Raw genomic sequence first — 24,389 nt, 5'->3', positions numbered from 1 at the left:
ACTAATTTCGGATAAATGTACGGAGTTCCGCTAAACGTATTTTTCCTTCGTAAAAGGCCTTGCCCACAATGACCCCGTATACCCCGGCCTCTTCCAGCTCCTCCAGGTCCTTTACCGACGCCACACCACCACTGGCGATGAGCCGGATATCGGGAATTTCTTCCAGAATTTCTTTGTACAGGGCAAGCGAAGGACCTTCAAGCAGCCCGTCCTTCGCCACATCCGTGCAGATGACGTAGCGTACTCCTTTTTCCGAATAGTCGCGGATAAACTGGATCAGGTCCATAGCGGTGGTCTCCTGCCAACCGGATATGGCAATCTTTCTATCGCGTGCATCCGCGCCAAGAATCAGCCGCTCCCCGCCAAAGGTCTGCAGCCATCCGGCGAATAGGTCCGGATTCTTCACCGCAATGCTGCCTCCGGTCACCTGGCTGGCTCCCAATCGAAAGGCCAGGGCCAAATCCTCGTCCGACTGTATCCCTCCTCCAAAGTCTACAGCAAGGGAAGTGGCCTGACAAATGCCTTCGAGGACCGCTTTATTTACAATCCGTTTGGCCTTGGCCCCGTCCAGATCTACCAAATGCAGTCGCCGTATACCGGCAGCTTCAAACCGCTTCGCTACTTCGATGGGATCCGAGGCGTATTCTTTTTTCCGGGAATAATCTCCCTGCGTCAGGCGAACGCATTTCCCGTCGATGATGTCAATTGCTGGAATGATTTCCATTATAAATTCAGAAAGTTCGTTAAAATGGTCTCTCCTACCCGACTGCTTTTCTCGGGATGAGCCTGCATGGCATAATAATTATCCCGGTGAAGCAGGGCAGAGAAATCGTGCATGTAATGGGAGGTAGCAATGGTATAGCGGGGATCCACCTCCGCATAGTAACTGTGCACGTAATACACGTAATCGGAATCCGTCAGGCCTTTTAGCAAGGGGGACTTCAGGTGCTCAAGGTTATTCCAGCCCATATGAGGCACTTTTTCTACCGAGGGAAACTTCTTAACCCGAATCGGAAACACGCCCAAACAGGAAGTATCGTATTCCTCCGAATGCTCGCAAAGCAACTGCAACCCGAGACATATGCCGAAAAACGGTTGTTCCAGGGACTGAATCAACTGATCCAACTTTCGTTCTCGCAGGTACTTCATGGCCGTACTCGCTTCCCCTTGCCCGGGAAATACTACTTTATCTGATTTTTTGATGGTTTCCCAATCGTCCGTAAGGGTGGCATTGGCTCCCAGGCGCTCCATGGCATACAATACCGACTGCACATTTCCGGCATTGTATTTGATCACTGCTACATCCATTTTTATTGTGTACCGGATTAGGTATGCTTTTTCTAAGAAGCCGCTAATTTAACCCTTTTACCGGTAGCCGGAAAATTTACCGGTGATTTTTGGTAATACCGCGGATTCCTGGATTTACCGCCCTGCTTTTCTCCCAAAAAAAATCGAATAAGCCTGCCGTATTCTAGAAATAAACCGGCAACTTGGTTCCTTAATCTACCGGGTACCGTGAAAAACCGTTTGGCCTTACGTATTTCCCAAATCGCCCACCCCATTGGTTTGCTCGTGGGCTTTTTGGCCTATTCGCTCTTTACTATTCTCGAACCCATAAAGGCCGGATGGACACTGGCTGGGACCTTATTGCTCGGCATCCTCCCCCTGATTCTTTGGAACGAATACCACAGGAGAACGGGGCGGTATACGAATTTTGATGTTTCCCTTCGCAAACAGCGGTATTCCCTGTACCTATGGATGCTTTTTCTCGGTACAGTGGTTTTCGGATTTTTATGGCTAAGCGATCAGCCCAGATCTATACGTACGGGGGGACTGGTACTGCTGCAACTGCTACTGGTATCCTTCCTGCTCAATTTTCGAATCAAAGTCTCCTTACACCTGGCAATAGCCGCCTATATTTCCATCGCTCTCTCCCCCATTAATTTGTCACTGGCGGGTGCGCTTATAGGATGTCTCCCACTTATTGCCTGGTCTCGCTGGCAACTCGGAAGGCATCGGATTACCGAACTGGTAGTGGGTGCCATCCTCGGCCTGATTTGCGGATTTCAACTACTATGGCTCAGCCCCTAAGCCGAAACACCCCGACCTGCCGCCGCCTTCCGCAGACGGGCGATGGACTTTGCGCTTAACACCATTCCTCTGACCCTGTACCAACGGTGGGTTTGTGGGCTACCCACTGCGGGAGGCGAGGTCTTTATTTCCATTTCTGTTTTAATTGCCCGCAAAAAACAAGTAATTTTATCCGATTATTAACCAACAACTGCGTACGTATGAGAAAATTTCAAATCAACTTAGGGACGGTGCTTATTTTTTGCCTGCTGTTTGCGGCCAATTCCCTGTCCGCCCAGGATTCGGAGGAACTATTGGGAAAATGGGACCTTACCGTTACCATGGACGGCAAGGAAGTTCCCTCCTGGCTGGAAGTAAAACTATCGGGAATCCGGACACTGGTGGGCTATTTTGTGGCCCATAATGGGAGCGCAAGACCCATATCCGAGGTGCATTTCGATCAGGGAACGGTGCGTTTTTCAATCCCTCCCCAATGGGACGATTCGGATCGGGACATGGTATTTGAAGGAAGGCTGCAAGAAGGAAAGCTCTGCGGTACCATCACGAGCAGCATGGGCGATACCCATTCCTTTATGGGCGTTAAAGCACCGCTATTGGTCCGGGAAACGGCACCCAAATGGGGGAAGACCATGGCCTTGTTCAATGGTAAAAACCTGGATGGCTGGCATGCGGATCAGGCAGGCAATCAATGGAAAGTGGTGAATGGCATCCTTACCAGTGAGCAAGCCGGGGCCAACCTGATTTCCGACGAGAAATTTGAGGACTTTAAGCTCCATGTGGAATTTCGCTACCCGGAAGGAAGCAATAGCGGCATATACCTGAGGGGGCGCTACGAAGTCCAGATTGAAGACAATAAAGGAACGCCTCCTTCCTCCATTTACTTTGGTGGGGTATATGGCTTTTTGACACCAAACGAAATGGTGGCCGCGGGCCCTGGAGTTTGGCAAAGCTTTGAGATCACGCTGATTGGACGTCGGGTCACGATCGTTGCAAACGGCAAAGAAATCATTTGCGATCAGATCATCCCAGGTATCACCGGAGGTGCACTCGATAGCAGGGAAGGCGAGCCGGGGCCACTGATGCTACAGGGAGATCACGGAGCCATTGAGTTCCGGAAAATTGAGCTTACTCCAGCTAGGTAAGTTCTACCTTTATGAACAAATCCCACTTTGGGACAGCGGTATAATCCGGCTTACCTGACTGCTGAAGCGAAGACCGGACAATGAACCACAAAAAAGGCCTGTTCCGCTATGGACAGGCCTTTTATCGTTTGGTCGTTCTTGTAGCCCCCCTTATTTCTGTTCCGAAAGAAAGGTAATCAGAGAGGCAAACTCTTCGTAGGAAAGGGAGTTGGCAAGCCCAGCAGGCATCATGGAGTTTTCCATTTCGGTACGTTTCATTACATTGTCTGCCGCAAGCGTAAACGCCTGTCCCGCAATATTTCGGATGACGATTCGCGTGGCACTCTCTTCGGTAACAAAACCGACGTAGGTCTTGTCGTCTTTTGTCTGAATCATCACGGTGGCAAAACCCTGCGAGATGGATGCATCCGGCTTAAGGATGGACTCTGCGATTTGCTCGCGGGACATGATACTTCCGATTTGCCCCATGTACGGCCCTTTCATTTGTTCGCCTGGGGCGATGCTGTGGCAAGCCTTGCAGCCTTGTTGCTCAAAAATCGCTTTGCCTTTTACCGCCTCTCCCGGTATCTCCTGCATGGCCAGCAGGATATCCTCGATCGAGGAAGCGCCTATTTGTCCCTTCTGATTTTTTATCTTTTCCAAATCTACCCCGGGCTCTTCCAATACCTCGGTCACCGCATAATCTCCGCCAAATTCCAGGATTCCCATGCGGTTTTTCTGATTCAACATTGCGATGTAGTCCTTATCGGACTGACTCCCGTTATTCCAAAGCTGTTGAAACAAAGATTTAATTTCCGGAGAGGCCGCCCACAAAACGGACTTGTAGTAAGGCCCATGGGTATCCGGACGGGTTCCCCACCACCAGGAGCCGTCATACGGCGCCTCTTTGGTGTAGAGCCTGGCCAGGGTGCTCAGGATACCCTGCTTTAGCTCGATCTGCTCCGTTCCTGCTCCGTTGTACCGGGAAATTAACCCCGAAACGGCGTCCTGGGTGTGCATGTAGCGCAACGCCCAGAGCGCCAATTCCGAATTGGCTGTGCCTACGGCCTGCAGGCAAGGTTCGTCTGCCTCCAGTTTGACCAGGGATCTGACGGCCAGGTGAGGCAGGATAATGGCCGCATTTGGCTGGGCATGGGGGCCTTCTTCGCCGAACTTTGGAGCCTGGAACGAATCGGGAACGGCTACTTCCAGTAAGTGAGGAACCGCCTCCTTCTTTCCAATCCTTCCCAGGGCAATGATGGCCGCTGCCTGAACCCTGGGCGAAGGGTCACCCATCGCTTCGATAAATGGTTCAACCGGCAACCCGGCGACGTACGCCGCTCTATCGGTAACTGCCCGGATGACGTGTTCCTTCATTTCCGTGTCCTCCATCAAGGGTAGCAGGTTGTCCAAACCAGCCGTGCCGCGAAGCTGAGCATACGCGTACATGGCCGCCACCCGCGCATACAGAGGTTCTCCCGCTTTTTTGGCAAGGCGAAGTGCTTCGTCGGCGGCCTCATCGCTGTCTCGGGCGATCAATTCCTGCTGCGCATACAATCGAATGGTGGCGCTTCTTTCACCCAGTAAGTCTACCAGGTCATCCGTATCAAGCGTTTCCAAATCGGGCATTTCAGAATATTCCCAGGTTTTGGGGACGACCCGCACCACATATCCTTTTTGCTCGTTTCCGGAATAGCCGGCCCCGTCCCAGGCCGCCATAAACATCCTTCCCGTTCCATCCATGTCCAGGTCGGTAACCTGGGGCAATTTGAAAAATTCCTCCTCCTCCTGCGTATAGGAGGGGCCATCCGCCGTCACCCGGTGAATGTATACCTGGCTCCGACCCCAATCGGCCATCATGGGCACCTGATTGAACTTTTCCGGCCATCGGTAGTCGTCCATAAATAGGGCGCCGGTACCGGACCCACCGCCCACATCTACCAACGCAGGAATGATCTCTTCCGTGAAATTCTTGAAAAGAACCGGGTATCCGTACTCCCCACTTTGTATCTGATGTATAAACCGGATGTTCCAGCCGCCACCGTCATTGGTATTACCGCGAGTGAATACATTCATGTACGGATCAATGGCCACATCGTATATGTTTCTCAGCCCATGGGTATAGACTTCCATTTCCGTACCATCCGGTCGGACCCGCAGTATGCCGCCGCCAAGCATGGTCATTTCCGTACCGTCCCGGTCCACGGCCCCGTGAAAACCAAAATCGCCAACGGCAATGTATATCCAGCCATCGATGCCCAGGCGGATACCATTCGTCGCGTGGTCCGTTCCTCTACCCTGCAAAAACTTCGGAGAACTGATGTGCTGTATCAGCGGAGCGGAAGGACCATCCGCCATCCCGTCTCCATCTTTGTCTTCAAACACGACCAAATCCATCCCGGTCGCCAGGCTATCTTCCAGGGAAAATTGGGTATGCAAAACGTAGAGTTTGTCGCCAATAGGGATGATTCCCCGGGGATTGTCTACCGCCGCAAATACCGTATGCTCGTCCGCTTTTCCGTCGTTATCCCTATCGATGAGTTTGACAATCCTGCCTTTTCCGGGGGTTTTGCCCAGGGATCCTATGGCGTCTACGCCCACATACACCTCTCCATAGGGAGAAACTGCCAAGCAGGCCGGGCTGGGCGTAAGCTCCGGTCCGGAAAAAGCCTGAACCGCCAACTCCTCCGGCCAACCCAATGCCTGGCTCAGGGAGTCCAGTGAGGCGGAAGTGGTAGACTCGATCAACTCCACTTTCTTTTCCGGTTTGCATGCCATCGCAGCAAGTAATGCCACAACGAAAATAAAATTTCCTTTCATACGGTATTGCTATTTTTGAGGGACGAAAAATATGGAAAAAGCAAAACCCATCCAACAATCGGATGGGTTTTGTGTCAAAATAACGTTTAACCTGGAAAAAGACCGCTTAGCGCAGGCACTTATAAATGCAGCCCGCATTCTGTCTTCGGGCTATTGTTCCAACGACCACTGCGATCCGCTCCGGGCACCGTACAGTGTTTGCAACCGATGGAATGGTACCCGAAAGCGATCAGCGGATGAAAAGGTAGCTGGTGCTCGTGTATGTATTGATCCCGCTCTTCTTCGGTAACATCCAACAGGGGATAAAATTTCAAAATCCCGCCGCGCTCTTCAAAAATATCCAGGCTGGAGCGGTGGTCACTCTGCCAACGCATGAGACCCGATACCCAGACGGAAAAGCGACTTTTGATCAATTCTAGCGGCTTTACTTTGTTGATAGCGCAGCAGAGTTCCGGGTCCGATTTCCAGGTCTGATTGACGGTGGTGTATTCGTGGTCCTGCTTTCCCGCACTTACAGAGGCCACGTTCAGCCCGTAGAGCTCGGTAAGCTTTTTCTTGTATTCCAATGTTTCCGGAAAATGATACCCCGTATCGATAAAATAGATCTTCTGCTCGGGATTGCATTTCGAAAATACACTCAGCAACAAGGCAGAGGTAGCAGCAAAGGAACTGGTGAGCATCACTTCTTTGGCCTCAAAGTCCTCATACAGGCGGAGCACCCGTTCTTCCACGCTGAGCGGTTGGTAGCGGGCATTCAACGCGCTAATTTCTTCCTTCGAATAAACCTTTTTTGAAATCAATGACTCCTGCATGTTGCCTCTCTATTAATTCTATAAAACCTACCGATTTGGTATGGTACTAAATTTTGGTAAAAATAAGCATAAAAATTCAAAAACCAATACCAGCGATCTGTAAATGAATTTGATCAGGAATCAGGAGGGAACGGCGGTAAAATTGTCCCGGCCGACCCAGACCCAAAACGAAATCATCAAGCCCACGACGGCCATTAGGGCAAAGGATCCTTTCAAGCCGATCAGCTCAGCAACAAACCCGATAAGCGGCGGCCCCAACAAAAATCCAAAAAAGGAGATGGTGGAAACCATCGCAATGGCAAGTCCGGGGGCATAGGCCGATGATTTGCCTGCCAGGCTATAGGTCAGCGGCACTACGGCTGCCGTTCCGAAGCCCACCAAAATAAACGCAGGAATGACGATCCAAATAACCGGAAAAAGGACAGAAAGTAGCAACCCCGCAAAAACCATGAATCCGGATAGTTGCAACACGACTATTTTGCCAAATCGGTTGGCGAGTCGGTCTGCTAAAAATCTACCGGAGGCCATGGCCCCCATGTAGGCTACGTATCCGCTGGGCACCCACGCTGCCGATGCACCTACTTCCTTGGCCATGTATACGCCCGACCAGTCAAACATGCAGCCTTCACACATCATGCCACAAAAACCCACCATCCCCAGTTGGGCGAGGGTCGTGTTGGGTCGTTTCCAGACAAAACCCCCGCCACCGCTTTCTTTTTTTTTGGCGTCCGATAGAATGCCTTTCTCGAAATACACCAGCATTGCAGCTCCCAGCAAGAGTATAATTAAGTAGTGGTCTGCTGGAGAAATCTCCAGGTACACCATCAGGGCACCGATACCGGCTCCGACAAACCCAGCCAAACTCCACAGGCCGTGAAACGAGCTCAGGATGTTTCTCCCGTAATCTTTTTCAATTCCCAGGGCCTGCGTATTCAGGGAGATATTCATCATATTTCCCATCATGCCGAAAATAAAGACCATGATGGCCAAAACGAAGGCATCGGGAGCGATTCCAATGCCGAGCAGAAAAAGTAAATAAAAGGACATCCCGGCCAACACCACTGCTTTGCTTCCGAAACGGAAAACGGCCCAGGCGGCCAACGGAAGCGCCAACAGGGAACCCAGCGGCATGCCCACCAATACAGACCCCAATTGCCCCTCACTCAGCTGAAATTTTTTCTGTAGGTCGGGTATGCGTGAGGCCCAGGAGGAAAAACACAGTCCGGTTAGAAAAAAGAACGCACCCGCAGCAAATCGCCGTGTTTTTAATTGTACCATACCTGCATTTACAAGCAGCAAAGGTACACGAGAAGTACGGAGATTCCGTTTAGTTTTCCTTCTTTTCACAGGCATTTCCTAAACTTTATCCCATGCGATCGGGTTACATTTGCTGAACAAGCGCGGAAAGGGGCGGAATTACCCAAACCCGCCCGATTTTTGTTTACTGACACCATTCCCATTTACTAAACAGGACCGCTCAGCCCATGGAATTTGTTATAGCAGGAACCACTATTGCCCTGGCCATTCTTCTGATCCGGATTATTATCAAGCGGGTTTTCGATTGATTTTTCGGAAGCCCATGTGTTTTCTCCAAATGCTTTAGTATACTTGCGTCCCAGGGCTGGTTTAGATAGCGGCTCCCCTTTCTGCAGTTATGAGTGACAACCAAGAAATCGTATCTCTGACTTTTTTTGAATATCCCAAAAGGAATCGTTGGTGGGCATTTAATCAAATGCAGTTGGCGCTGTCCCCTATTCGGCAAGTGGATGGCGTGTCATTTTTTAAGCTAATGGGCACAGGCGGTGGATTTGGGTTTTCCCTCAAACCGGATTTCCGAACCTATGCCCTGCTTCTGGTATGGAAAAATGCTGCTTTTGCCAGAATGTATTCCGAATCGGAGATATACAAGCGATTTAGTCAGCAATGCAAGAGCAACTTTACCTATTGGATGCGCTGTAGTCAATGCCATGGAAGCTGGAACGGGAAGCAGCCATTTGCGGTGACTGCGAAGGCGACAAGCGAAGGCCCCATCATGGTCATTACCCGAGCCCGGGTAAAACTTCGTAAAATTCCCCGGTTTTTACGGTTTGTCCCAGGTAGCAGCCGCTCTGCAGAAAAAGCCGATGGGCTGCTGTTTACCAAGGGCATCGGAGAGTGGCCGGCTATCGAACAAGCCACCTTCAGCTACTGGCAGAGCCAGCAAAAAATGGAGGCTTATGCCTACCAAACAGCCCACCGCAAAATCATCCAAAAAGTAAAGAAAGAAGGCTGGTACAAAGAAGAGCTGTTTGCCCGGTTTGTGCCCGTTTCCATCTCAAATACCAACGAAGTTCGTGAATTGGCGTGACTCCTACCTTCCATAAAACCAGACTGGCACCTACCCCGAGTGGCTACCTGCACCTGGGAAACGTAATTTCCTTTCTGATTACGGTAAGTTTGGCAAAAAAGCACGGGGCAAAGGTCTTACTACGGATTGATGATCTGGATCAGCGACGGGTCCGTACCGAATACATACAAGACATTTTCGATACGCTTGACTTTTTGGAAATCCCCTACGACGAAGGGCCGCGCGACCTGAGCGACCTGAAAAACCGGTATTCCCAACGATGCAGGATGCCGCAATACCAGACACTACTGGATGCGTTGGCAGAGCAGGGCCTGCTCTTTTCGTGTGACTGCTCCCGAAAAAAAATCCAAAAAAACCATCCCAAAGGCTGGTATACCGGCCATTGCCTACCCCGAAACCTATCCCTTACCGGGCAGGGCCTGGCCTGGCGGTTGAAAACGAGGCCCGACTTCACGTATGCGCTTACGGACTATCCTGCCGCTTGCAGGAACTGCCAGATCCCGGAGGACATGGCTTTTTTTGTGGTACGAAAAAAAGACGGGGACCCGGCCTACCAAGTCGCTTCGCTGGTAGATGATCGCTTTTTCGGTATAGATCTCATTGTCAGGGGCGAGGATTTGTGGGACTCCACTTGCGCGCAGGGGTACCTGTCATCCCTCCTGCCGGACCAGCCGCTAGCCGGAACTACCTTTTTTCACCACCCCCTACTCAAAGACGGCTCGAAAAAACTTTCCAAATCGGAAGGCGCCCTGGCCATTCGAACCATGCGAGGATCCGGAATGAAAAAACCCGACCTATACCGCCTGGCCGCGGCCCATCTAGGCATAAGCGAGGCCATAACAAGTCTGGAGGACTTTATTCCTGCTTACCTGAGCCTACTCCACCCTGCCCGCTAATCATCAAAATTCGGAATAGGGAGTAGCTGACCTCCGTTTAGTGCCGATTGGTGGGCAACGATGCCCGGTACGGTGTAGGCCAGTGCCTCGTAAATATCGACCCTTGGAGCGCGGTTATTGCGAATGGATTGGATAAATTCGTGCGTAATAAAGGGGTGCGACCCGTCGTGACCGCTGTTGTGGCGCAGGGGTTCCGGCAACATCTCCGTCTCCCACCACCGCGGGAATTCAAAGGACGTTACCTTGTTTTTGGTGTGCACAAACCCGGCATCGTCCTTTCCTTCCGCTTCTTCTTCCGTGATTAGCGTTCCGGTACCGGCATGCCCGCTGGGCAAATACAAGCTCATTTTTTCTCCCCGCCATTCCCCTCTTTCGGCATTTCGCAGCGCCCCTTTCCAATTGACCTCCACCCGAAACGGGTGGCCCTGGTTGGTGTGGAAGAAAGCGGTTTGATTCCAGAATGGATTCTGGTAAGGGTTGTCTTTCAGGAGCCCCTCGCCTGCTCCCCAACCGAGGCAACTCACACGGCTCAGTCTTTCTCCGGTCACACTGATCAAAAACGCCGTGCAATGCGTTGGATAATGCATGGGCGGCAATCCATGCCTCCAGGTCGGCTTCCCATTTTCAAACCAGAGCGCCTCGAGGCCGGGGTGGTTGTACTCTGCTGCCGCACTGAAAATTTCGCCAAAGCGACCCTCTTCGTAGAATTTTCTCGCCGTGATGGTGCCTTGCATAAAAGTCGTGGTTTCGGCCATCATAAAGATTTTGCCGGATTCCTTTACCGCTTCTTTTACTGCCTCGCATTCTTCCAGGCTCATGGCCAGCGGTACCGCACACAGCACGTGCTTGCCTGCTTTCAGGCTGGCAATGGTATGCCGGGCGTGGTCCGGCGCCGGTGTGGCCAGAAACACCGCATCGATGGACCGGTCGGTCAGCAGCTGCTCCAGGGAAGGATAGCTTTTCTCGCAGCGGTAGGTCTTCATCAGGTGATCCCGTCGGTCCTTGCGCAAATCGCTAACCGCTTCGACGATACAGTCGGGGTGTTCGTGAAATTGAAACGTCGCTCCAAATCTTCCCCCGACGATTCCGACGCGTACTTTGTCTGCAAGAGGCCGCCCAATAGCCGGCAGGCCACCCATGAGCAGCAACCCGGAAACAGCACTCGCTTGTTGAATAAATTTTCGTCTGTTTAGACCCATTTTTTGAAGTGGTTTAACGTGCGTTAGGCCAGGGATTTTCCCTTGCCGGATTCGGCTGGCCTTGCGCCAAAGGCGGAGGCAGGAAAACAGCAAAAAGCAGCCTCCCCCGCCATGAAGGCCGGTATAACTGTCAAAAAAACAGTTAAATTAGTGGAATAATATCGGAATTTTCTGTTTATTCAACCAATGAAATTGCGAAAAAGCGTCAACTAACACAGAACCATGCCCAAAACCGCTCATCTCCATTCCCTGAAGGGAGTTTTATTCCTTCTACTTGTCTGCCTTTCGTGTAAGGAAGCGACGGATACCGCCGCCACACACCCCTTCGATCAATTGACCGAAGAAGAAAAACGAAAGCCTGAAAATGCATTGCTTGGAATCCGGGTAAACGAATCGCTTGAAGCAAGGCTATTCGCTTCGGAACCCATGATTACCAACCCCACCAATATAGATATCGATCACAAAGGACGGGTTTGGGTATGCGAAGCCTACAATTACCGACCTGCCATCACCGGAAATGAAACCAAAGACGAAGGCGACCGCATACTCATCCTGGAGGACAGTGACGGAGACGGTGTAGCCGACAAAAGCACGGTATTTTACCAGGATCCGGAATTGAATGCGCCGCTGGGAATCTGGGTCATGGGAAACCAAGCCATCGTTTCCCAAAGCCCCTATGTATGGTTGCTGACCGACACCGATGGAGACGATAAAGCCGATAAAAAAGAAGTACTGTTTACGGGTATTGGCGGAGAGCAACACGATCACGGGATGCATGCGTTTGTTTTTGGGCCGGACGGCAAGTTTTACTTTAATTTTGGCAACTCCGGTGGCTCCATTCAAGACAGAGACGGCCGAACCCTGACCGATGCCGACGGTACTCCCATCGATGCCGATTCGTACAAAGAAGGGCTGGTATTCCGATGCAACCCGGATTTCTCCGGCATCGAGGTATTGGGACAAAACTTCCGAAACAACTACGAAGTGGCCGTTGATTCCTATGGCACCCTGTGGCAATCCGATAACGACGATGACGGGAACAAAGGGGTCCGGATCAACTATGTAATGGAATACGGCAATTTCGGCTACAAGGATGAAATGACAGGAGCCGGATGGCGTGCTAACCGCACCAACAAAGAAAAAGAAATACCCCAGCAGCATTGGCATCTCAACGATCCCGGAGTGGTCCCCAATCTCTTGCAAACCGGGGCTGGTTCTCCCACTGGGATGGTGGTATACGAAGGTAAGGCCTTGCCTGAAGTATTTTGGAATCAGCTTATCCACACCGACGCAGGTCCGAACGTGGTCCGTGCCTACCCGGTAGAAAAAGACGGAGCGGGTTATAGTGCCTCCATTGTCAATCTTATGGAAGGGGACAAAGACCAGTGGTTTCGCCCTTCGGACCTCTGTGTGGCACCGGATGGGTCCCTGATGGTGGCCGATTGGTACGATCCTGGCGTTGGTGGGCATCAGGCGGGAGACCTCGACAGGGGCAGAATTTTCCGGGTATCCACACCGGGTCAGGCCTACGAAATTCCGGCGATTGATATCAATTCGCTGAGCGGTGCGATCGAGGCCTTACTGAATCCGAACCTTTCCATGCGTTACCAGGGGTGGAAAAACCTAAAAGCCATGGGCAAGGATGCCGCCCCCGCCCTGGAGAAAGTTTTTCGTACCCATGAAAACCCCCGTTTTCAGGCACGGGCCTTTTGGCTTTTAGCGAAAATGAACGGTACCGGTGAGACGTATATTCGCGAAGCCCTCGAACATACCCATCCAGATATTCGGATCAGTGCCATCCGGGCAGCAAGGCAGGAAAACCTGGACCTGGTTCCCCTGCTGAAGCAGCTGGTCATGGACAAAGATCCCCAGGTACGACGAGAAGCAGCCATTGCCTTGCGGGGATTGCATGCTCCCGAAGCCGCGGAGCTTTGGGCCAGTCTGGCCGTTCAACACGATGGGGAGGACCGCTGGTACCTGGAAGCGCTAGGCATTGGAGCCAGGGGGCAGTGGTCCGACTTCTACGCGGCCTGGTTGGAAAAGACCGGCGCTGACCTTAGCGATAAGAAAAATCAGGACATTGTCTGGAGATCGCGGACGGGAACTGCCGTGGATCACCTGGCCCAACTGGCTTCGGATCCTGCGAAACCCCTGGACGATCGACTGCGGTATTTCCGTGCCTTTGACTTTAACCCAGATGCCGATAAAAAATCAAAGGCCCTGATCAAAATGCTGGAAGAGGGGCAACTCCGCCAGGAAAATCAAGAAGAAAGCAAGCGAATGAATAACCTGGTTTTGACCCACCTTGATCCGGCGTATCTGAATGAATCTGCTACGGTACGCTCGGTTTTGGCCGATGCGCTGGAAGAAAGCGCGGGTACGGAAACCTACCTCGAGTTGGTTCAGAAATTTGCCGTGCGCTCCGAAAACCCCAGGCTGTTGCAACTGGCATTGAAAGAGAGCGATAATAACTTGGGCAAGACTGCCGCTACCGTACTGCTTCGGCAGGATGGGGCGGACCAAATCCGGGAGGTACTATACAGCGGCGAAGAAGAAAAGGTCTATCCCATGTTAGCGGTGCTGCGGGGAATCGGATCGAAAGAATCCCTGGGTATGCTGGAAAAAATGGCGTTTGACGACCGTCTTTCCCTGGCAGTACGAAAGGAAGCTACCGCTGCCATCGGTGGTAGCTATGGAGGGGAAGAGCGAATCCTCGAACTGCTACGAGCGGAACAGCTTCCGGAAAACCTGATTCCCTCGGCGGTAACGGGCGTAAGCCGGGCCTGGAGAAAAAGTGTACGGGCTGAAGCGGCCAGTTACCTGGATAATGCTTCCGACGAGGAAAACCCACTCCCCCCAATGAACGAATTACTAGCCATGGAAGGCTCGGTTGAAAAAGGATTGGTGGTTTTCAAAAACAATTGTGCGGTGTGCCACCAGGTGGGAGCTATTGGGATGGACTTTGGCCCCAAGCTGACGGAAATTGGCAGCAAGCTATCCAAGGAGGCGCAATACATCTCCATTCTGCACCCGGATGCAGGCATTAGTTTTGGCTACGAGGGCTACCTTATTGAAATGAAAGATGGCAGCAGTATGGGTGGGATTATCGCCAGTCAGACCGAAACCGATATCGAATTGAAGGTGCCCGGTGGCAGCACCATTCCGATAAAAACAGCGGATATGCAGCGCATGGAACAAATGGAGCATTCGATGATGCCGGGCGGTCTGGAAAAAACCATGAGCACCGAAGAGCTGGTCGATTTGGTCGCCTACCTGATGTCACTTAAAAAACAATCTTAATTTATTTCCAACACGTATGAAACAAACCGAAAATAACCCCCGAAGGAGGGCATTAAAAAAACTAGCAGGCACTGGCCTTGCCGGAATGCTCGTTCCCGGCCTTTCCCAGCGTCTAATGGCTGCTGAGGAAAGACTTCCTGATAATCTAAAAGGAAACATCAACCACTCCGTATGCCGTTGGTGTTACAACGACATTGCATTTGAAGACCTGTGCAAAGCCGCCGTTTCCATTGGCCTGAAGTCCATCGAACTGGCTGGTCCGGAAGAATGGCCCGTCCTAAAATCCTACGGATTGGACTGTGCCATGCCCTGGGGAGCGGGCATGGGAATAGAAAGGGGATGGAACAATCCCGAGCTGCATGCCGAATTGATCCAGAGCTACGAGGAAGTAATCCCCAAAGTGGCCGAAGCGGGGTACAAGCAAATCATCTGCTTTTCCGGCAACAGAAACGGCCTGGATGACGAGACGGGCATAAAGAACTGTGCCGAAGGGCTAAAAAAAGTCATGCCTACCGCCGAAAAATACGGGGTTATCCTATGCATGGAGTTATTGAACAGCAAAGTCAACCACAAAGACTACCAGGCAGACCACACCGCCTGGGGAGTAGAGGTGTGCAAGGCAGTTGGCTCGGAAAACATCAAACTCCTGTACGATATTTACCACATGCAGATCATGGAAGGCGACGTAATCGCCACGATCAAGGCCTACCATCCCTACATTTCCCATTACCATACCGGAGGGGTGCCGGGTAGAAATGAAATCGATGAAACCCAGGAACTCTACTATCCGGCCATTATGAAAGCCATTCTGGATACCGGATACCAGGGCTATGTGGGTCAGGAGTTTATCCCCAAGCGACCCGATAAATTGGCTTCGCTGAAGCAAGGTGTCGAGATTTGTGATGTTTGATACCAGCAAAAAGCCGTCATCTTATGCAGATGACGGCTTTTTTTCACTACCCGGCATTTTAATCAGGCGCGGTTAGTTCATGTTGATTTCGTTGTCGGAAAATACACTTTTTGAGATTTCGGGCTTCCGTCGCCGTACCAAACGCTTCCGCTCCTTGCGAAGGTGCTTTTCGGACAAACTTGGCATTTTTTTGCAGTTCGTCTTGATACTTCGAAGGGTTTGTTTGTCCATCCAAATGCCCAGCGCAACGGCCGCTAATGCCAACGTGGGGAAAAGGATGTGGTCGTTCAGGGAGCTTCCCAGGAACACCAATGCGATAAATAGCAATTTTACAGTGCCAAGCGTCAATGCTACCTGATTGTGTCTCAATCCCATCCGGATAAGAAAGTGATGTACATGGCTTTTGTCGGGCTTTAAGGGAGATTTACCCTTCATGCTTCGTTTGATAAATATCCGCACCGTGTCGTACACGGGGACAATCAAGAAGGCCAGTCCTGCGGCGAAGGGGGCGTGCAGTTTTAATCCCTCCCAGGGAGCCATGGTACCGGTCTTGTCCACAAACAGGACCACCAATACGGTAAGGGCGAACCCCAGACTAAGCGAGCCGGTATCCCCCATAAATATTTTTGCCGGATGCCAGTTGAATACCAAAAAGGCCAATACGCCACCCACCAGGGTGAACGAAATCAGACTGTAAGAAACCATTCCAACCGTATAAAACCAAAATCCTAGAATGGTTAGCGTCACCAGGCTCAGGGAGCCCGCGAGGCCATCTGCCCCGTCGATTAGGTTAAACGAATTGGTAAGTACCAAAATCGCCATGAAGGTAAGCAGCACGCTGGCGAGGTAGGGGATTTCGTATATTCCTAAAAAACCGTACAATCCGGAAATTCGGATATCGGCCATTACAATCACGAAGAATGCCGGAATGGATTGCCCGATTAACTTTTGAAAGGCCGTTAGCTCAATCAAATCGTCCCGAAGCCCCACAGAAAACATGATGCCGAGCCCCACAAGAAAATACCTGGTCTCCACAATTTGATCAAAACTAAGCCAGGCGAAGAGCCCGAGAAAGGATGCAAATACAATGGCGATGCCTCCCATCGAGGGAATGCTACCGGCATGAATTTTTCTTCCACCCGACGCCTCCATAAAATTGATCCGTTTCAAAATCATGATCAGCACCGGGGTCATTAAAAATCCAAAGAAAAAAGAGGTAGCAGTGGAAAGAAAAATCGTCATAATAGGAAAGTTTTTACAAAAATAGACATAAAGGATTTACGATATTCATATTCTGCCATCAAATTTAAACCAAACCTGAATATTTTTATGCATTATAGTATTCCCGGTACCAGTCTATAAACCGTTGAATCCCGTCCGATACCGACGTTGCCGGTTTGTAGCCAATTTCTTTTTCCAGTGGTGTGGTATCGGCAAAGGTTGCCGGTACGTCCCCTGGCTGAATGGGAAGCATTTCTTTTTTCGCCTCTTTCCCAAGCGATTCCTCGATGGCCTGGATGAAATCCATCAAGCGAACCGGATTCGAATTACCGATGTTGTACACCGTGTAGGGTGCCTTGGATTTACTGGCATCCCCGGTATCGGGATCCCAGGTGGGGTCAGCCACCGGAGGGCGATCCACGATCCGAACCACGCCTTCGACGATATCGTCCACGTACGTAAAATCACGCTTCATCTCTCCGAAGTTAAAGACCTGAATGGGTTTATCCTCCAATATGGCTTTTGTAAACAGAAATAGTGCCATATCTGGTCTGCCCCATGGTCCATATACCGTAAAAAAGCGTAGGCCTGTGGTAGGAAGCCCAAAAAGGTGGCTGTAGGTATGTGCCATTAGCTCATTCGATTTTTTGGAAGCTGCGTACAACGACACGGGGTGATCCACATTATGGGCGGTAGAAAATGGCATGTGTGTATTCGTCCCATACACTGAACTTGAGGAGGCATAGGCCAAATGCTTGATCTGGTGGTGTCGGCATGCCTCGAGAAGGTTCAAAAACCCAACAATATTGGCCTGAATGTAGGCATCCGGGTTGGTCAGGGAATACCGGACGCCTGCCTGTGCCGCCAGATTCACCACTTTATCAAACTTCTGCTCCGCAAACAACTTCATCACACCCTCCTTGTCCTCCAACTGCAGCTGTATGAACCGGTACCCGGGATATTTTTCGCTGGAAACAAGGTTTCCGTAGTCAATCGATGCGGGATCAATACCGGTTTTTCTCAGCCGGTCGTATTTTAACTGTACCTCGTAATAATCATTGATGCTATCCAGCCCAACTACCTCATCTCCTCTTTCCAGCAGCTTTTCAGCCAAATGCATGCCGATGAATCCGGCGGTTCCTGTTATCAAAACTTTCATGTATTTGCTACGTTAGGGGCTTACCATCTCAGGAATAAAAATCCAATTGATCCGACTAGTTCCAACAAAAACTAACTTGATAAAGTAAAGGTACTAAATTAAATCAAATGTACCGATCCTCACTTGCCGAAATTCTATCCCAGTCATCTCTGCTCAGCCTAAGAAGTTTAGCGACCTTCCGAGGTTTTTTCTTGTTCGATTTCCAGGTCGCCAATGATTCCCATGCATTTCACGGGATACTGAAGCTATTTATTTTGCCTTACTACCTAAAAACCAATAGGCCAGGGGCACAAAATACAATGCCGTAAAGGTGCCAATGGTGAGTCCGCCAATAACCGAAACCACCAGTGGTCGCTGCAGGTCTGCTCCCAAACCGGCGCTAAATACTACCGGCAATAGCGCCAGAATGGTCGTAACGGAGGTCATGACGATGGGCTTGAGTCGGATTTCTCCCGCCTTGTACAGGGCCATTTCCAGGGCCTCTCCGGGTCCCTTTTTATCGCCCAGGTACTGCTTTGACAGGCGATTGATGGTATCTATTTTTAAAATGGCATCGTTGACCATGATACCCAACATGACCACCAGGCCAATGGCCGACATGACGTTAAGTGAAGTACCGCTAAGCCACAATAGCAAAAAAGCGCCCCCTACACCCAGGGGAAGCGTAAAAATAACGATCAACGGCTGAAGGAAATTTTCAAACTGTGCTGCGAGAATGAAATACAGCAGCAAAACCGAAACCAGCAGGATTCCAACCAGCTGCCGGATGGTTTCCCGGTCCTTGAAATATTGGCCGCCAAAGTCCGCCGATAGGTTTTTATCCGTCACCCAGTCCCGAACGCGATTCTCCTCCTGCTCCGTCAGCTGCGTATCAAAGGCCAATGACTGGTAAATCCCCGATCGATCTGCGGTAACATATTTGTAATGCTCGTCGTAAGAAACCGCGATGAATTCATCCAATGCATAGGGGGTTCCTTCCTCTCCATATAGAAAATTGGTTCGCAGCAGGGTCTGAAAATCCAGGGCCTCGTATACCAGCAAAATTGGGGTGATTTCACCAAAGCGTTTGATATCGGTAATCAGGTAATTGCCGAAAAGTTGTTGAATCTTTTCTACTAATTGTTGACCTTCTAACCCATAGAGGGCCAACTTTTCCATATGGGTACGAAAAACTACCGAAGCTCCTTTTTGCAAGCCCGGCCCCTTGGCCCAGCCGGAAACTGGAAAAGATGCCAACCAGGGATCCATTTTGGCTACCGGGACGGGTCGCTTCGAGGCCAGGTCCTTCCAGCGTAGTTCGAAAAACGGGCGGTCCGAGGAAAACAACTGATCAAATGCATTGGGCGCATCCTGGATTTCTATCGCCGCCTGAGGGAATTGCCCTTGCAGCCGGCGCAGTATCCGGGCGTTTACTTCCTCTTTTTGGGCTGCGTTTTCAAACATCAGAAACAGGTCTGCCTGTTGGATGGCATTGTTCCCCTCGTGCAGGAGGAACTGCCGCAGGCCCACATCGCTTTCCGCCCACTCATACGCGCCTTCCTCCTCGTCGAGTAAGTCAAGGATGCGTTCCTTGTTTTGGGTTGCATTGATCGGCTCGTTCCAGTCTATGGAGACCATGCTATCAAATTTCTCGATCGGCGGCAGTCCTTCCACTTCCAACAAACGAACCGTAGCCAGCAAAACCGGAATCAACAGCAGCAAAATCGCCAGTGACCAGCGCCGATTCGCAAAAAGCAACCGGTATACCTTTTTGTATCCGGCCAACAGCAGCAAAAATACGCGACTGTCCTCGTTGGAACGCTGACCGGATTCGTTTTTAAAAAACAGGTAATACAACAGGGGCAATAAAACAAAGGCCACGAGCAGCGAAACCGATAAAATGGCGGCTACCGATACCGCCTGATCGTAGAAAAGTGCGCCGGCTATTCCGCTAAGAAAGACGAGGGGAACAAAAACTGCCAGCGTGGTAAGAACCGAACTAATCAATGCGGACATCACCTCGTTTACTCCGTTGACGCAGGCCTCAAAGAGTGGCAATCCCTCCTTTCGTTTACGGCTGATGTTGTCAAGGACTATGATGGCATTGTCAATTAGCATTCCGAGCCCCAGGGCCAGGCCGCTCAAGGAAATGACATTGATGGAAATACCCGCAAAATAAAAAACGGCAAAACCGATCACCAGAGAGGCTGGCAAGCTGATACCGATGATGATCGGGGTGCGGTAATTACCCATGAAAACAAATAAAATCCCAAAAGCAAACAAGCCGCCAAACAACAGGCTGGTTTGCAGGTTGCGGATACCGGCGTTGAGCAGCGTGGACTGATCCTGGGTAAGCGCAAAATCCACTTGCGGGTAGTCCTTTTTAAACAACTCCAGCGCCTCGTACACCAGGGGCATGATTTCGTTCATTCGGGCAGCGGTTTGTTTGTGGACCGTAACGACCAGCCCCTCCCTGCCCTGGAACAAATGAAAGCCGGTAGGTTTGGCCAGGTCATGCCGGACTTCTGCTACTTTGCCCAGGGTCACCGTGTTGCCAGACGGACCTCGTACGGGGAGGTTGCGGATATCCTCCGGGGTTTCCAGCCTGCTTGCCAGACGCAAATAATACCGAAACTGACCGTCCTCCACACTGATTCCGGGCAACTCACTGTTTCCCGCCTCAATCGCCCGGATTAAATCCGACTCGGTCATGCCCAGGCCTGCCAACAGGGGTTTGTTGGGACTGACGGAAATCACCCGGTCCTGTCGCCCGTTAATGTCCACCAGAGCCACACCATCCAACTGTTCCAGGCGCTTTTTGATCACGTTTTCCGTGAGTAGCGACACGTCAGCAAAATCAACCCCTTCTCGTGGAATTACCTGTAGCCGGGCAATGGGTATGTCGTTGGTATTGATGCGCACCACACGGGGCCTGCTAAGGTCATTCGGTAGACTGTTTGTCAACCGATCGATCTTCTCGTTCACCGCAACGTAGGCCAGTTCCATCTGCGTGCGGTAATCAAAGGTGAGCCGTACGCTGCCCACCTCCGAGCCCGCTTCGCTTTCCATGTCTTCGAGCCCATCCAGGGTTACCATCCCCTCCCGAATGGGGCGCAGCACATTCTGCTCAATCGACTCCGGCGAAGTATTGGGGTAATCTACCTTGATGACAATCTGGGGCACATCGATCGGCGGCAACAAGGCAATGGGCAGGGTACGGAAAAGTATCAGACTGAAGATAAGCAGCGCCAGAAAGGTCATGCCTACTGCGATGGGTCGAGCCAATAAAAATCTAACCATACCTTAGTCTGTTATCACCTGTACCGGAGCCTGATGCGCCAATTGAACATTATTGCTGATAATTACTTGCTGACTGGCCATCAGCCCATCGAGGATTTCCATCTCCCGGCCGTTGTCCTTACCCACCTCCACGTAGTTCCAAATGGCCTCGTCGTTTTCAATAGTGAAAACCACCGGCCTGCCGGATCGGTATACCACGGCTTCTTTGGGCACGACCAGGCTATTGTTTTGCGGCGCGCGAATCACCGCCCGGGCATTCATCCCCGGAAGCAGCCTGCCTCCCTGTTGCAGGCTAAGCGTTACCTGTACCAATCCGTTTTCATCCACCTTGGGATTGATGCTGCTTACCGTACCGGAAATCCCATCGCCGGAACCAGAAACCGGATACACTTCCGCCTTCTGCCCCTTCCCTACAAAAACAATATCCGATTCCAGGATTTTCACTTTCATCTCCAGCAGATTCGTGCTGAGCACCAGGCATACCTCATCGCCGGCATTGACCAAACTACCTTTTCTGACCTGCAAGTCCGCAACCGCCCCGGCAATCGGGGCTTTGATTTCGGTTTTCTCCAGGTTCCTTTCCGCCTCCCTTACGGCGATCTGCGCACTCAAAAGTCCACTGGAGGCTTTCCAAAACTCGTCCCGTTCTGCATTTCCCAGGGAATCCAACAGCGTGGTTTCCACATCGGCAGCAATCCGGCGGCTTTGGTACTCGGCCGTGGTCGAGCGCAACTCCACCTGTGCCCGCTCCCATTCCATTTGGCTGTCGGTTTTGTCCAGCCGGGCGATGGTCTGACCCGCCTGCACCGGCTGCCCCTCCTCGACCAAAAGCTCCAGCAGGTATCCCGGCCGCTCGACAATCACCATGACTTCGTTTGCCGCTTCGATTTTTCCGGTGGCGTTGATCAGGTAATCGAAGGATTTGGTCTCCGATTGCCCCACCCGAACCGTGGTCGCCTGCACCTCGTCCCGGAAGGTTTCCATGGGTATTTCCTCGCTTTTTTCCTCGGGGGATTGGCAACTTAGGAAAATGAAAAAAAACAAAACGCCGCAACAAATCGATGAGTAGGAAGCCATAATATAAAGGTATGCAAAGGGTTGGTTAGCAATGGTTGGTACAAGAAGTGATTAAATAACTAAAAAATTAAATTATCTCCAAATTTTCTTCAAAAAAAATCTCCTGAAATTTTTGGCTGCTGAAAATCGCTTGCTCATAACTTTCCGGAAGCAGGCTCGCGCCCACCAAACGCCAGCACCACTTCAAGCGACCCAACGTGCGTCCCGAGGGAAGACTAGCCGTCCCTGGAATGCACCCTCAGGCGCCCCATGGAACCGCAGCATCGGGTAGCAGTGGCCTCCTGCCCATAAAAAAGGCGCGTCGCCAAAAAATGTACGAAGGATTCCCCCCTACACCAAAAAGACCCCATTCAAACAATTCGAATAAGGCCCAAGGTCTTTGTTGCTGTCTTTGGTACCGAAAAAGCCGGTATCCAAGCGGAAGTCAGGAAAAAAAGATTTCCGGGCACCGCCGGATTCGTTTCCAGGGGCCCTGAAATTACGGTGCGCCCTTATTTGGATGATGCCGCTTCCTTTTCGAGTATGATTTTAAAACTCGGATCGTCTTCCGTATAGTTTACGTTGATTATTTTCTCCGCTTTGTTCAGGAGTACCCGGCTGCTGTTGCTTAAGTGACGGATGTACACGGTTTTGCCAAACTTCTCGTAGCGCTCCGTCACCTTGTGAATGGCGTCTATGCCGGAATGATCCACAATACGGCTTTCCTTAAAATCGATGACGATCTCATCCGGATCCCCCATGGGATCAAATTTTTGACCAAAAGTCATGGCGGAAGCAAAAAACAAGGGCCCGTATATCTCGTAATGCTTTACACCGTTTTCGTCCAAAAACTTCCGGGCCCGAATCATTTTGGAGTTCTCCCAGGCAAATACCAGCGCCGCAATCACCACGCCAATCAGTACTGCGAGGGCTAGATTGTGCAGCAGTACGGTTACCAGGGTCACCAATACCATGACCAGTACATCCGATTTGGGCACTTTGCGGAAAACCCGCAGGGAGGCCCATTCGAAGGTACCGATGGCCACCATAAACATCAGGCCGACCAATGCCGCCATGGGTACCATTTCTATATACGTGGATAAAAACAAAATAAACACCAGCAGTCCCACTGCTGCCACGATACCGGAAATCCGGTTTCGCCCTCCCGCGTTCACATTAATAAGCGACTGACCGATCATGGCACAGCCACCCATGCCTCCGAAAAATCCCGTGGTGACATTGGCTATTCCCTGGGCCACGCACTCTTTGTTGCCGTGTCCCCGGGTTTCGGTGATTTCGTCGATCAGCGTTAGGGTCAGCAGGCTTTCAATCAACCCAACACCCGCCATGATGGCCGAATAGGGCAAAATAATCATCAGGGTCTCCCAATTCAGGGGCACCAGGGGCAGGTGAAATTCGGGCAAGCCCCCACTGATGGAAGCCAGGTCACCGACGGTACGGGTATCCAAACCGCCGAAAATCACCACCAGGCTCACCACTAAAATGGCCGCCAGGGCCGATGGAACTGCGGTAGTTACTTTGGGTAAAAATTTGATAATGGCCATCGTGACCACCACCAAACCCAGCATCAGGTATAGGGACGTCCCACTCATCCACTCCAGGGTACCAGCGGCACTTACTTCCTGGAATTGCGCCAACTGCGACATGGCGATGACGATCGCTAGTCCATTGACAAACCCAAACATCACCGGATGGGGGACCAGCCGAATCAGTTTACCTAACTTTAATACGCCTACCAAAATCTGTATCAGCCCCATTAGCACGACTGCGGCAAACAAATACTCTACTCCGTGCCGGGCCACCAGTGCAACCACCACGACCGCGATGGCTCCCGTAGCCCCCGAAATCATCCCGGGCCTTCCGCCCATAATGGAGGTAATCAAGCCGATGATGAAAGCGGTATACAAGCCCACCAGGGGACTCACACCGGCAATCAAGGAAAAAGCCACTGCTTCAGGCACCAAAGCCAGGGCTACCGTGAGGCCAGAGAGTACCTCGTCCTTTAGGTTTGCCTCCTTGGGCATAAATAATCGGTAAAATGTCTGCGTCATCGTTCGTCTGATTGGGGTGTTGAATAGGCCAGCAAAAAATTACTGAGCTGCGTTACTCCGGGGAATTGAAGCGACAAAGGTACCATTAATCCACCTCTTTCGAAAT

Annotated in this window: 17 protein-coding genes; 6 read left to right on the top strand and 11 right to left on the bottom strand. The window is 51.3% G+C overall.

Going from position 1 to position 24,389, the window contains the following annotated elements:
* Position 1: 1 nt before the first annotated feature.
* Both hisA and hisH read right to left on the bottom strand, forming a co-directional pair.
* A complete protein-coding gene (hisA, locus tag BMW71_RS21260) occupies positions 2-724 on the bottom strand; it encodes a 1-(5-phosphoribosyl)-5-[(5-phosphoribosylamino)methylideneamino]imidazole-4-carboxamide isomerase (RefSeq protein WP_092178519.1) in 723 nt (240 codons plus the stop codon).
* Positions 724-1,308, bottom strand: a complete 585-nt coding sequence (hisH, locus tag BMW71_RS21255; RefSeq protein WP_092178517.1) for an imidazole glycerol phosphate synthase subunit HisH — start codon at positions 1,306-1,308, stop codon at positions 724-726. The genes hisA and hisH overlap by 1 nt, the downstream gene beginning before the upstream one ends.
* Positions 1,309-1,515: 207 nt before the next feature.
* On the opposite strand from hisH, the gene BMW71_RS21245 reads away from it, so the two are divergent.
* Positions 1,516-2,091 carry a hypothetical protein gene (locus BMW71_RS21245; RefSeq protein ID WP_143057724.1) on the top strand — a complete coding sequence of 192 codons (576 nt, stop codon included), beginning with the start codon at positions 1,516-1,518 and terminating at the stop codon, positions 2,089-2,091.
* 200 nt (positions 2,092-2,291) lie between these two features.
* Complete coding sequence (locus tag BMW71_RS21240) at positions 2,292-3,233, top strand: 3-keto-disaccharide hydrolase (RefSeq protein WP_092178511.1); 942 nt, start codon at positions 2,292-2,294, stop codon at positions 3,231-3,233.
* A 150-nt stretch (positions 3,234-3,383) separates the two neighbouring features.
* Here the strand turns inward: BMW71_RS21240 and BMW71_RS21235 are convergent, their stop codons facing one another.
* The 3 genes from BMW71_RS21235 to BMW71_RS21225 form a co-directional block, all read right to left on the bottom strand.
* Entirely contained in the window at positions 3,384-6,032 is a 2,649-nt protein-coding gene (locus BMW71_RS21235; RefSeq protein ID WP_092178509.1) for a DUF7133 domain-containing protein, read from the bottom strand.
* Positions 6,033-6,151: 119 nt separating this feature from the next.
* Positions 6,152-6,844 carry a phosphoadenylyl-sulfate reductase gene (locus BMW71_RS21230; protein WP_092178507.1) on the bottom strand — a complete coding sequence of 231 codons (693 nt, stop codon included), beginning with the start codon at positions 6,842-6,844 and terminating at the stop codon, positions 6,152-6,154.
* Between the two features lie 120 nt (positions 6,845-6,964).
* A complete protein-coding gene (locus tag BMW71_RS21225) occupies positions 6,965-8,122 on the bottom strand; it encodes an MFS transporter (RefSeq protein WP_092178505.1) in 1,158 nt (385 codons plus the stop codon).
* A 454-nt stretch (positions 8,123-8,576) separates the two neighbouring features.
* Between BMW71_RS21225 and BMW71_RS21215 the strand changes: the two genes are divergently transcribed.
* Positions 8,577-9,191 (top strand): spheroidene monooxygenase, encoded by a 615-nt coding sequence (locus BMW71_RS21215; RefSeq protein WP_244891261.1) that lies wholly within the window; start codon positions 8,577-8,579, stop codon positions 9,189-9,191.
* Complete coding sequence (locus BMW71_RS21210) at positions 9,188-10,087, top strand: glutamate--tRNA ligase family protein (protein WP_218145617.1); 900 nt, start codon at positions 9,188-9,190, stop codon at positions 10,085-10,087. The genes BMW71_RS21215 and BMW71_RS21210 overlap by 4 nt, the downstream gene beginning before the upstream one ends.
* Here BMW71_RS21210 and BMW71_RS21205 read toward each other — a convergent pair.
* Complete coding sequence (locus BMW71_RS21205; RefSeq protein ID WP_092178497.1) at positions 10,084-11,286, bottom strand: Gfo/Idh/MocA family protein; 1,203 nt, start codon at positions 11,284-11,286, stop codon at positions 10,084-10,086. The two genes, BMW71_RS21210 and BMW71_RS21205, sit on opposite strands and share 4 nt — an antisense overlap.
* A 222-nt stretch (positions 11,287-11,508) precedes the next feature.
* Between BMW71_RS21205 and BMW71_RS21200 the strand changes: the two genes are divergently transcribed.
* Entirely contained in the window at positions 11,509-14,586 is a 3,078-nt protein-coding gene (locus BMW71_RS21200) for a PVC-type heme-binding CxxCH protein (RefSeq protein WP_092178495.1), read from the top strand.
* Positions 14,587-14,602: 16 nt separating this feature from the next.
* Complete coding sequence (locus BMW71_RS21195) at positions 14,603-15,496, top strand: hydroxypyruvate isomerase family protein (protein WP_092178493.1); 894 nt, start codon at positions 14,603-14,605, stop codon at positions 15,494-15,496.
* A gap of 72 nt (positions 15,497-15,568) precedes the next feature.
* Here the strand turns inward: BMW71_RS21195 and BMW71_RS21190 are convergent, their stop codons facing one another.
* The 5 genes from BMW71_RS21190 to BMW71_RS21170 all read right to left on the bottom strand — a co-directional run bounded on the left by BMW71_RS21190 (position 15,569) and on the right by BMW71_RS21170 (position 24,283).
* Complete coding sequence (locus tag BMW71_RS21190; RefSeq protein ID WP_092178491.1) at positions 15,569-16,738, bottom strand: glycosyltransferase family 4 protein; 1,170 nt, start codon at positions 16,736-16,738, stop codon at positions 15,569-15,571.
* 85 nt (positions 16,739-16,823) lie between these two features.
* A complete protein-coding gene (locus BMW71_RS21185; protein WP_092178489.1) occupies positions 16,824-17,876 on the bottom strand; it encodes an NAD-dependent epimerase in 1,053 nt (350 codons plus the stop codon).
* A 249-nt stretch (positions 17,877-18,125) separates the two neighbouring features.
* A complete protein-coding gene (locus BMW71_RS21180) occupies positions 18,126-21,155 on the bottom strand; it encodes an efflux RND transporter permease subunit (protein WP_092178487.1) in 3,030 nt (1,009 codons plus the stop codon).
* A gap of 3 nt (positions 21,156-21,158) precedes the next feature.
* A complete protein-coding gene (locus BMW71_RS21175; protein ID WP_092178485.1) occupies positions 21,159-22,232 on the bottom strand; it encodes an efflux RND transporter periplasmic adaptor subunit in 1,074 nt (357 codons plus the stop codon).
* Between the two features lie 491 nt (positions 22,233-22,723).
* Positions 22,724-24,283, bottom strand: coding sequence for a SulP family inorganic anion transporter (locus BMW71_RS21170; RefSeq protein WP_092178483.1), 1,560 nt, complete (start codon positions 24,281-24,283; stop codon positions 22,724-22,726).
* Between the last annotated feature and the right edge of the window lie 106 nt (positions 24,284-24,389).

Origin of the sequence: Cyclobacterium xiamenense (assembly GCF_900109255.1) — a bacterium.
GTDB classification, from domain to species: domain Bacteria; phylum Bacteroidota; class Bacteroidia; order Cytophagales; family Cyclobacteriaceae; genus Cyclobacterium; species Cyclobacterium xiamenense.
This window is presented reverse-complemented; position numbering and strand designations above follow the sequence as displayed.

What these genes read in the sequence shown, in the direction of transcription:
- hisA (WP_092178519.1), bottom strand. Translation starts at nt 724, where the DNA reads ATGGAAATCATTCCAGCAATTGACATCATCGACGGGAAATGCGTTCGC.
- BMW71_RS21195 (WP_092178493.1), top strand. Translation starts at nt 14,603, where the DNA reads ATGAAACAAACCGAAAATAACCCCCGAAGGAGGGCATTAAAAAAACTA.
- BMW71_RS21230 (WP_092178507.1), bottom strand. Translation starts at nt 6,844, where the DNA reads ATGCAGGAGTCATTGATTTCAAAAAAGGTTTATTCGAAGGAAGAAATT.
- BMW71_RS21225 (WP_092178505.1), bottom strand. Translation starts at nt 8,122, where the DNA reads ATGGTACAATTAAAAACACGGCGATTTGCTGCGGGTGCGTTCTTTTTT.
- hisH (WP_092178517.1), bottom strand. Translation starts at nt 1,308, where the DNA reads ATGGATGTAGCAGTGATCAAATACAATGCCGGAAATGTGCAGTCGGTA.
- BMW71_RS21180 (WP_092178487.1), bottom strand. Translation starts at nt 21,155, where the DNA reads ATGGTTAGATTTTTATTGGCTCGACCCATCGCAGTAGGCATGACCTTT.
- BMW71_RS21175 (WP_092178485.1), bottom strand. Translation starts at nt 22,232, where the DNA reads ATGGCTTCCTACTCATCGATTTGTTGCGGCGTTTTGTTTTTTTTCATT.
- BMW71_RS21205 (WP_092178497.1), bottom strand. Translation starts at nt 11,286, where the DNA reads ATGGGTCTAAACAGACGAAAATTTATTCAACAAGCGAGTGCTGTTTCC.
- BMW71_RS21240 (WP_092178511.1), top strand. Translation starts at nt 2,292, where the DNA reads ATGAGAAAATTTCAAATCAACTTAGGGACGGTGCTTATTTTTTGCCTG.
- BMW71_RS21185 (WP_092178489.1), bottom strand. Translation starts at nt 17,876, where the DNA reads ATGAAAGTTTTGATAACAGGAACCGCCGGATTCATCGGCATGCATTTG.
- BMW71_RS21170 (WP_092178483.1), bottom strand. Translation starts at nt 24,283, where the DNA reads ATGACGCAGACATTTTACCGATTATTTATGCCCAAGGAGGCAAACCTA.
- BMW71_RS21215 (WP_244891261.1), top strand. Translation starts at nt 8,577, where the DNA reads ATGCAGTTGGCGCTGTCCCCTATTCGGCAAGTGGATGGCGTGTCATTT.
- BMW71_RS21235 (WP_092178509.1), bottom strand. Translation starts at nt 6,032, where the DNA reads ATGAAAGGAAATTTTATTTTCGTTGTGGCATTACTTGCTGCGATGGCA.
- BMW71_RS21190 (WP_092178491.1), bottom strand. Translation starts at nt 16,738, where the DNA reads ATGACGATTTTTCTTTCCACTGCTACCTCTTTTTTCTTTGGATTTTTA.
- BMW71_RS21200 (WP_092178495.1), top strand. Translation starts at nt 11,509, where the DNA reads ATGCCCAAAACCGCTCATCTCCATTCCCTGAAGGGAGTTTTATTCCTT.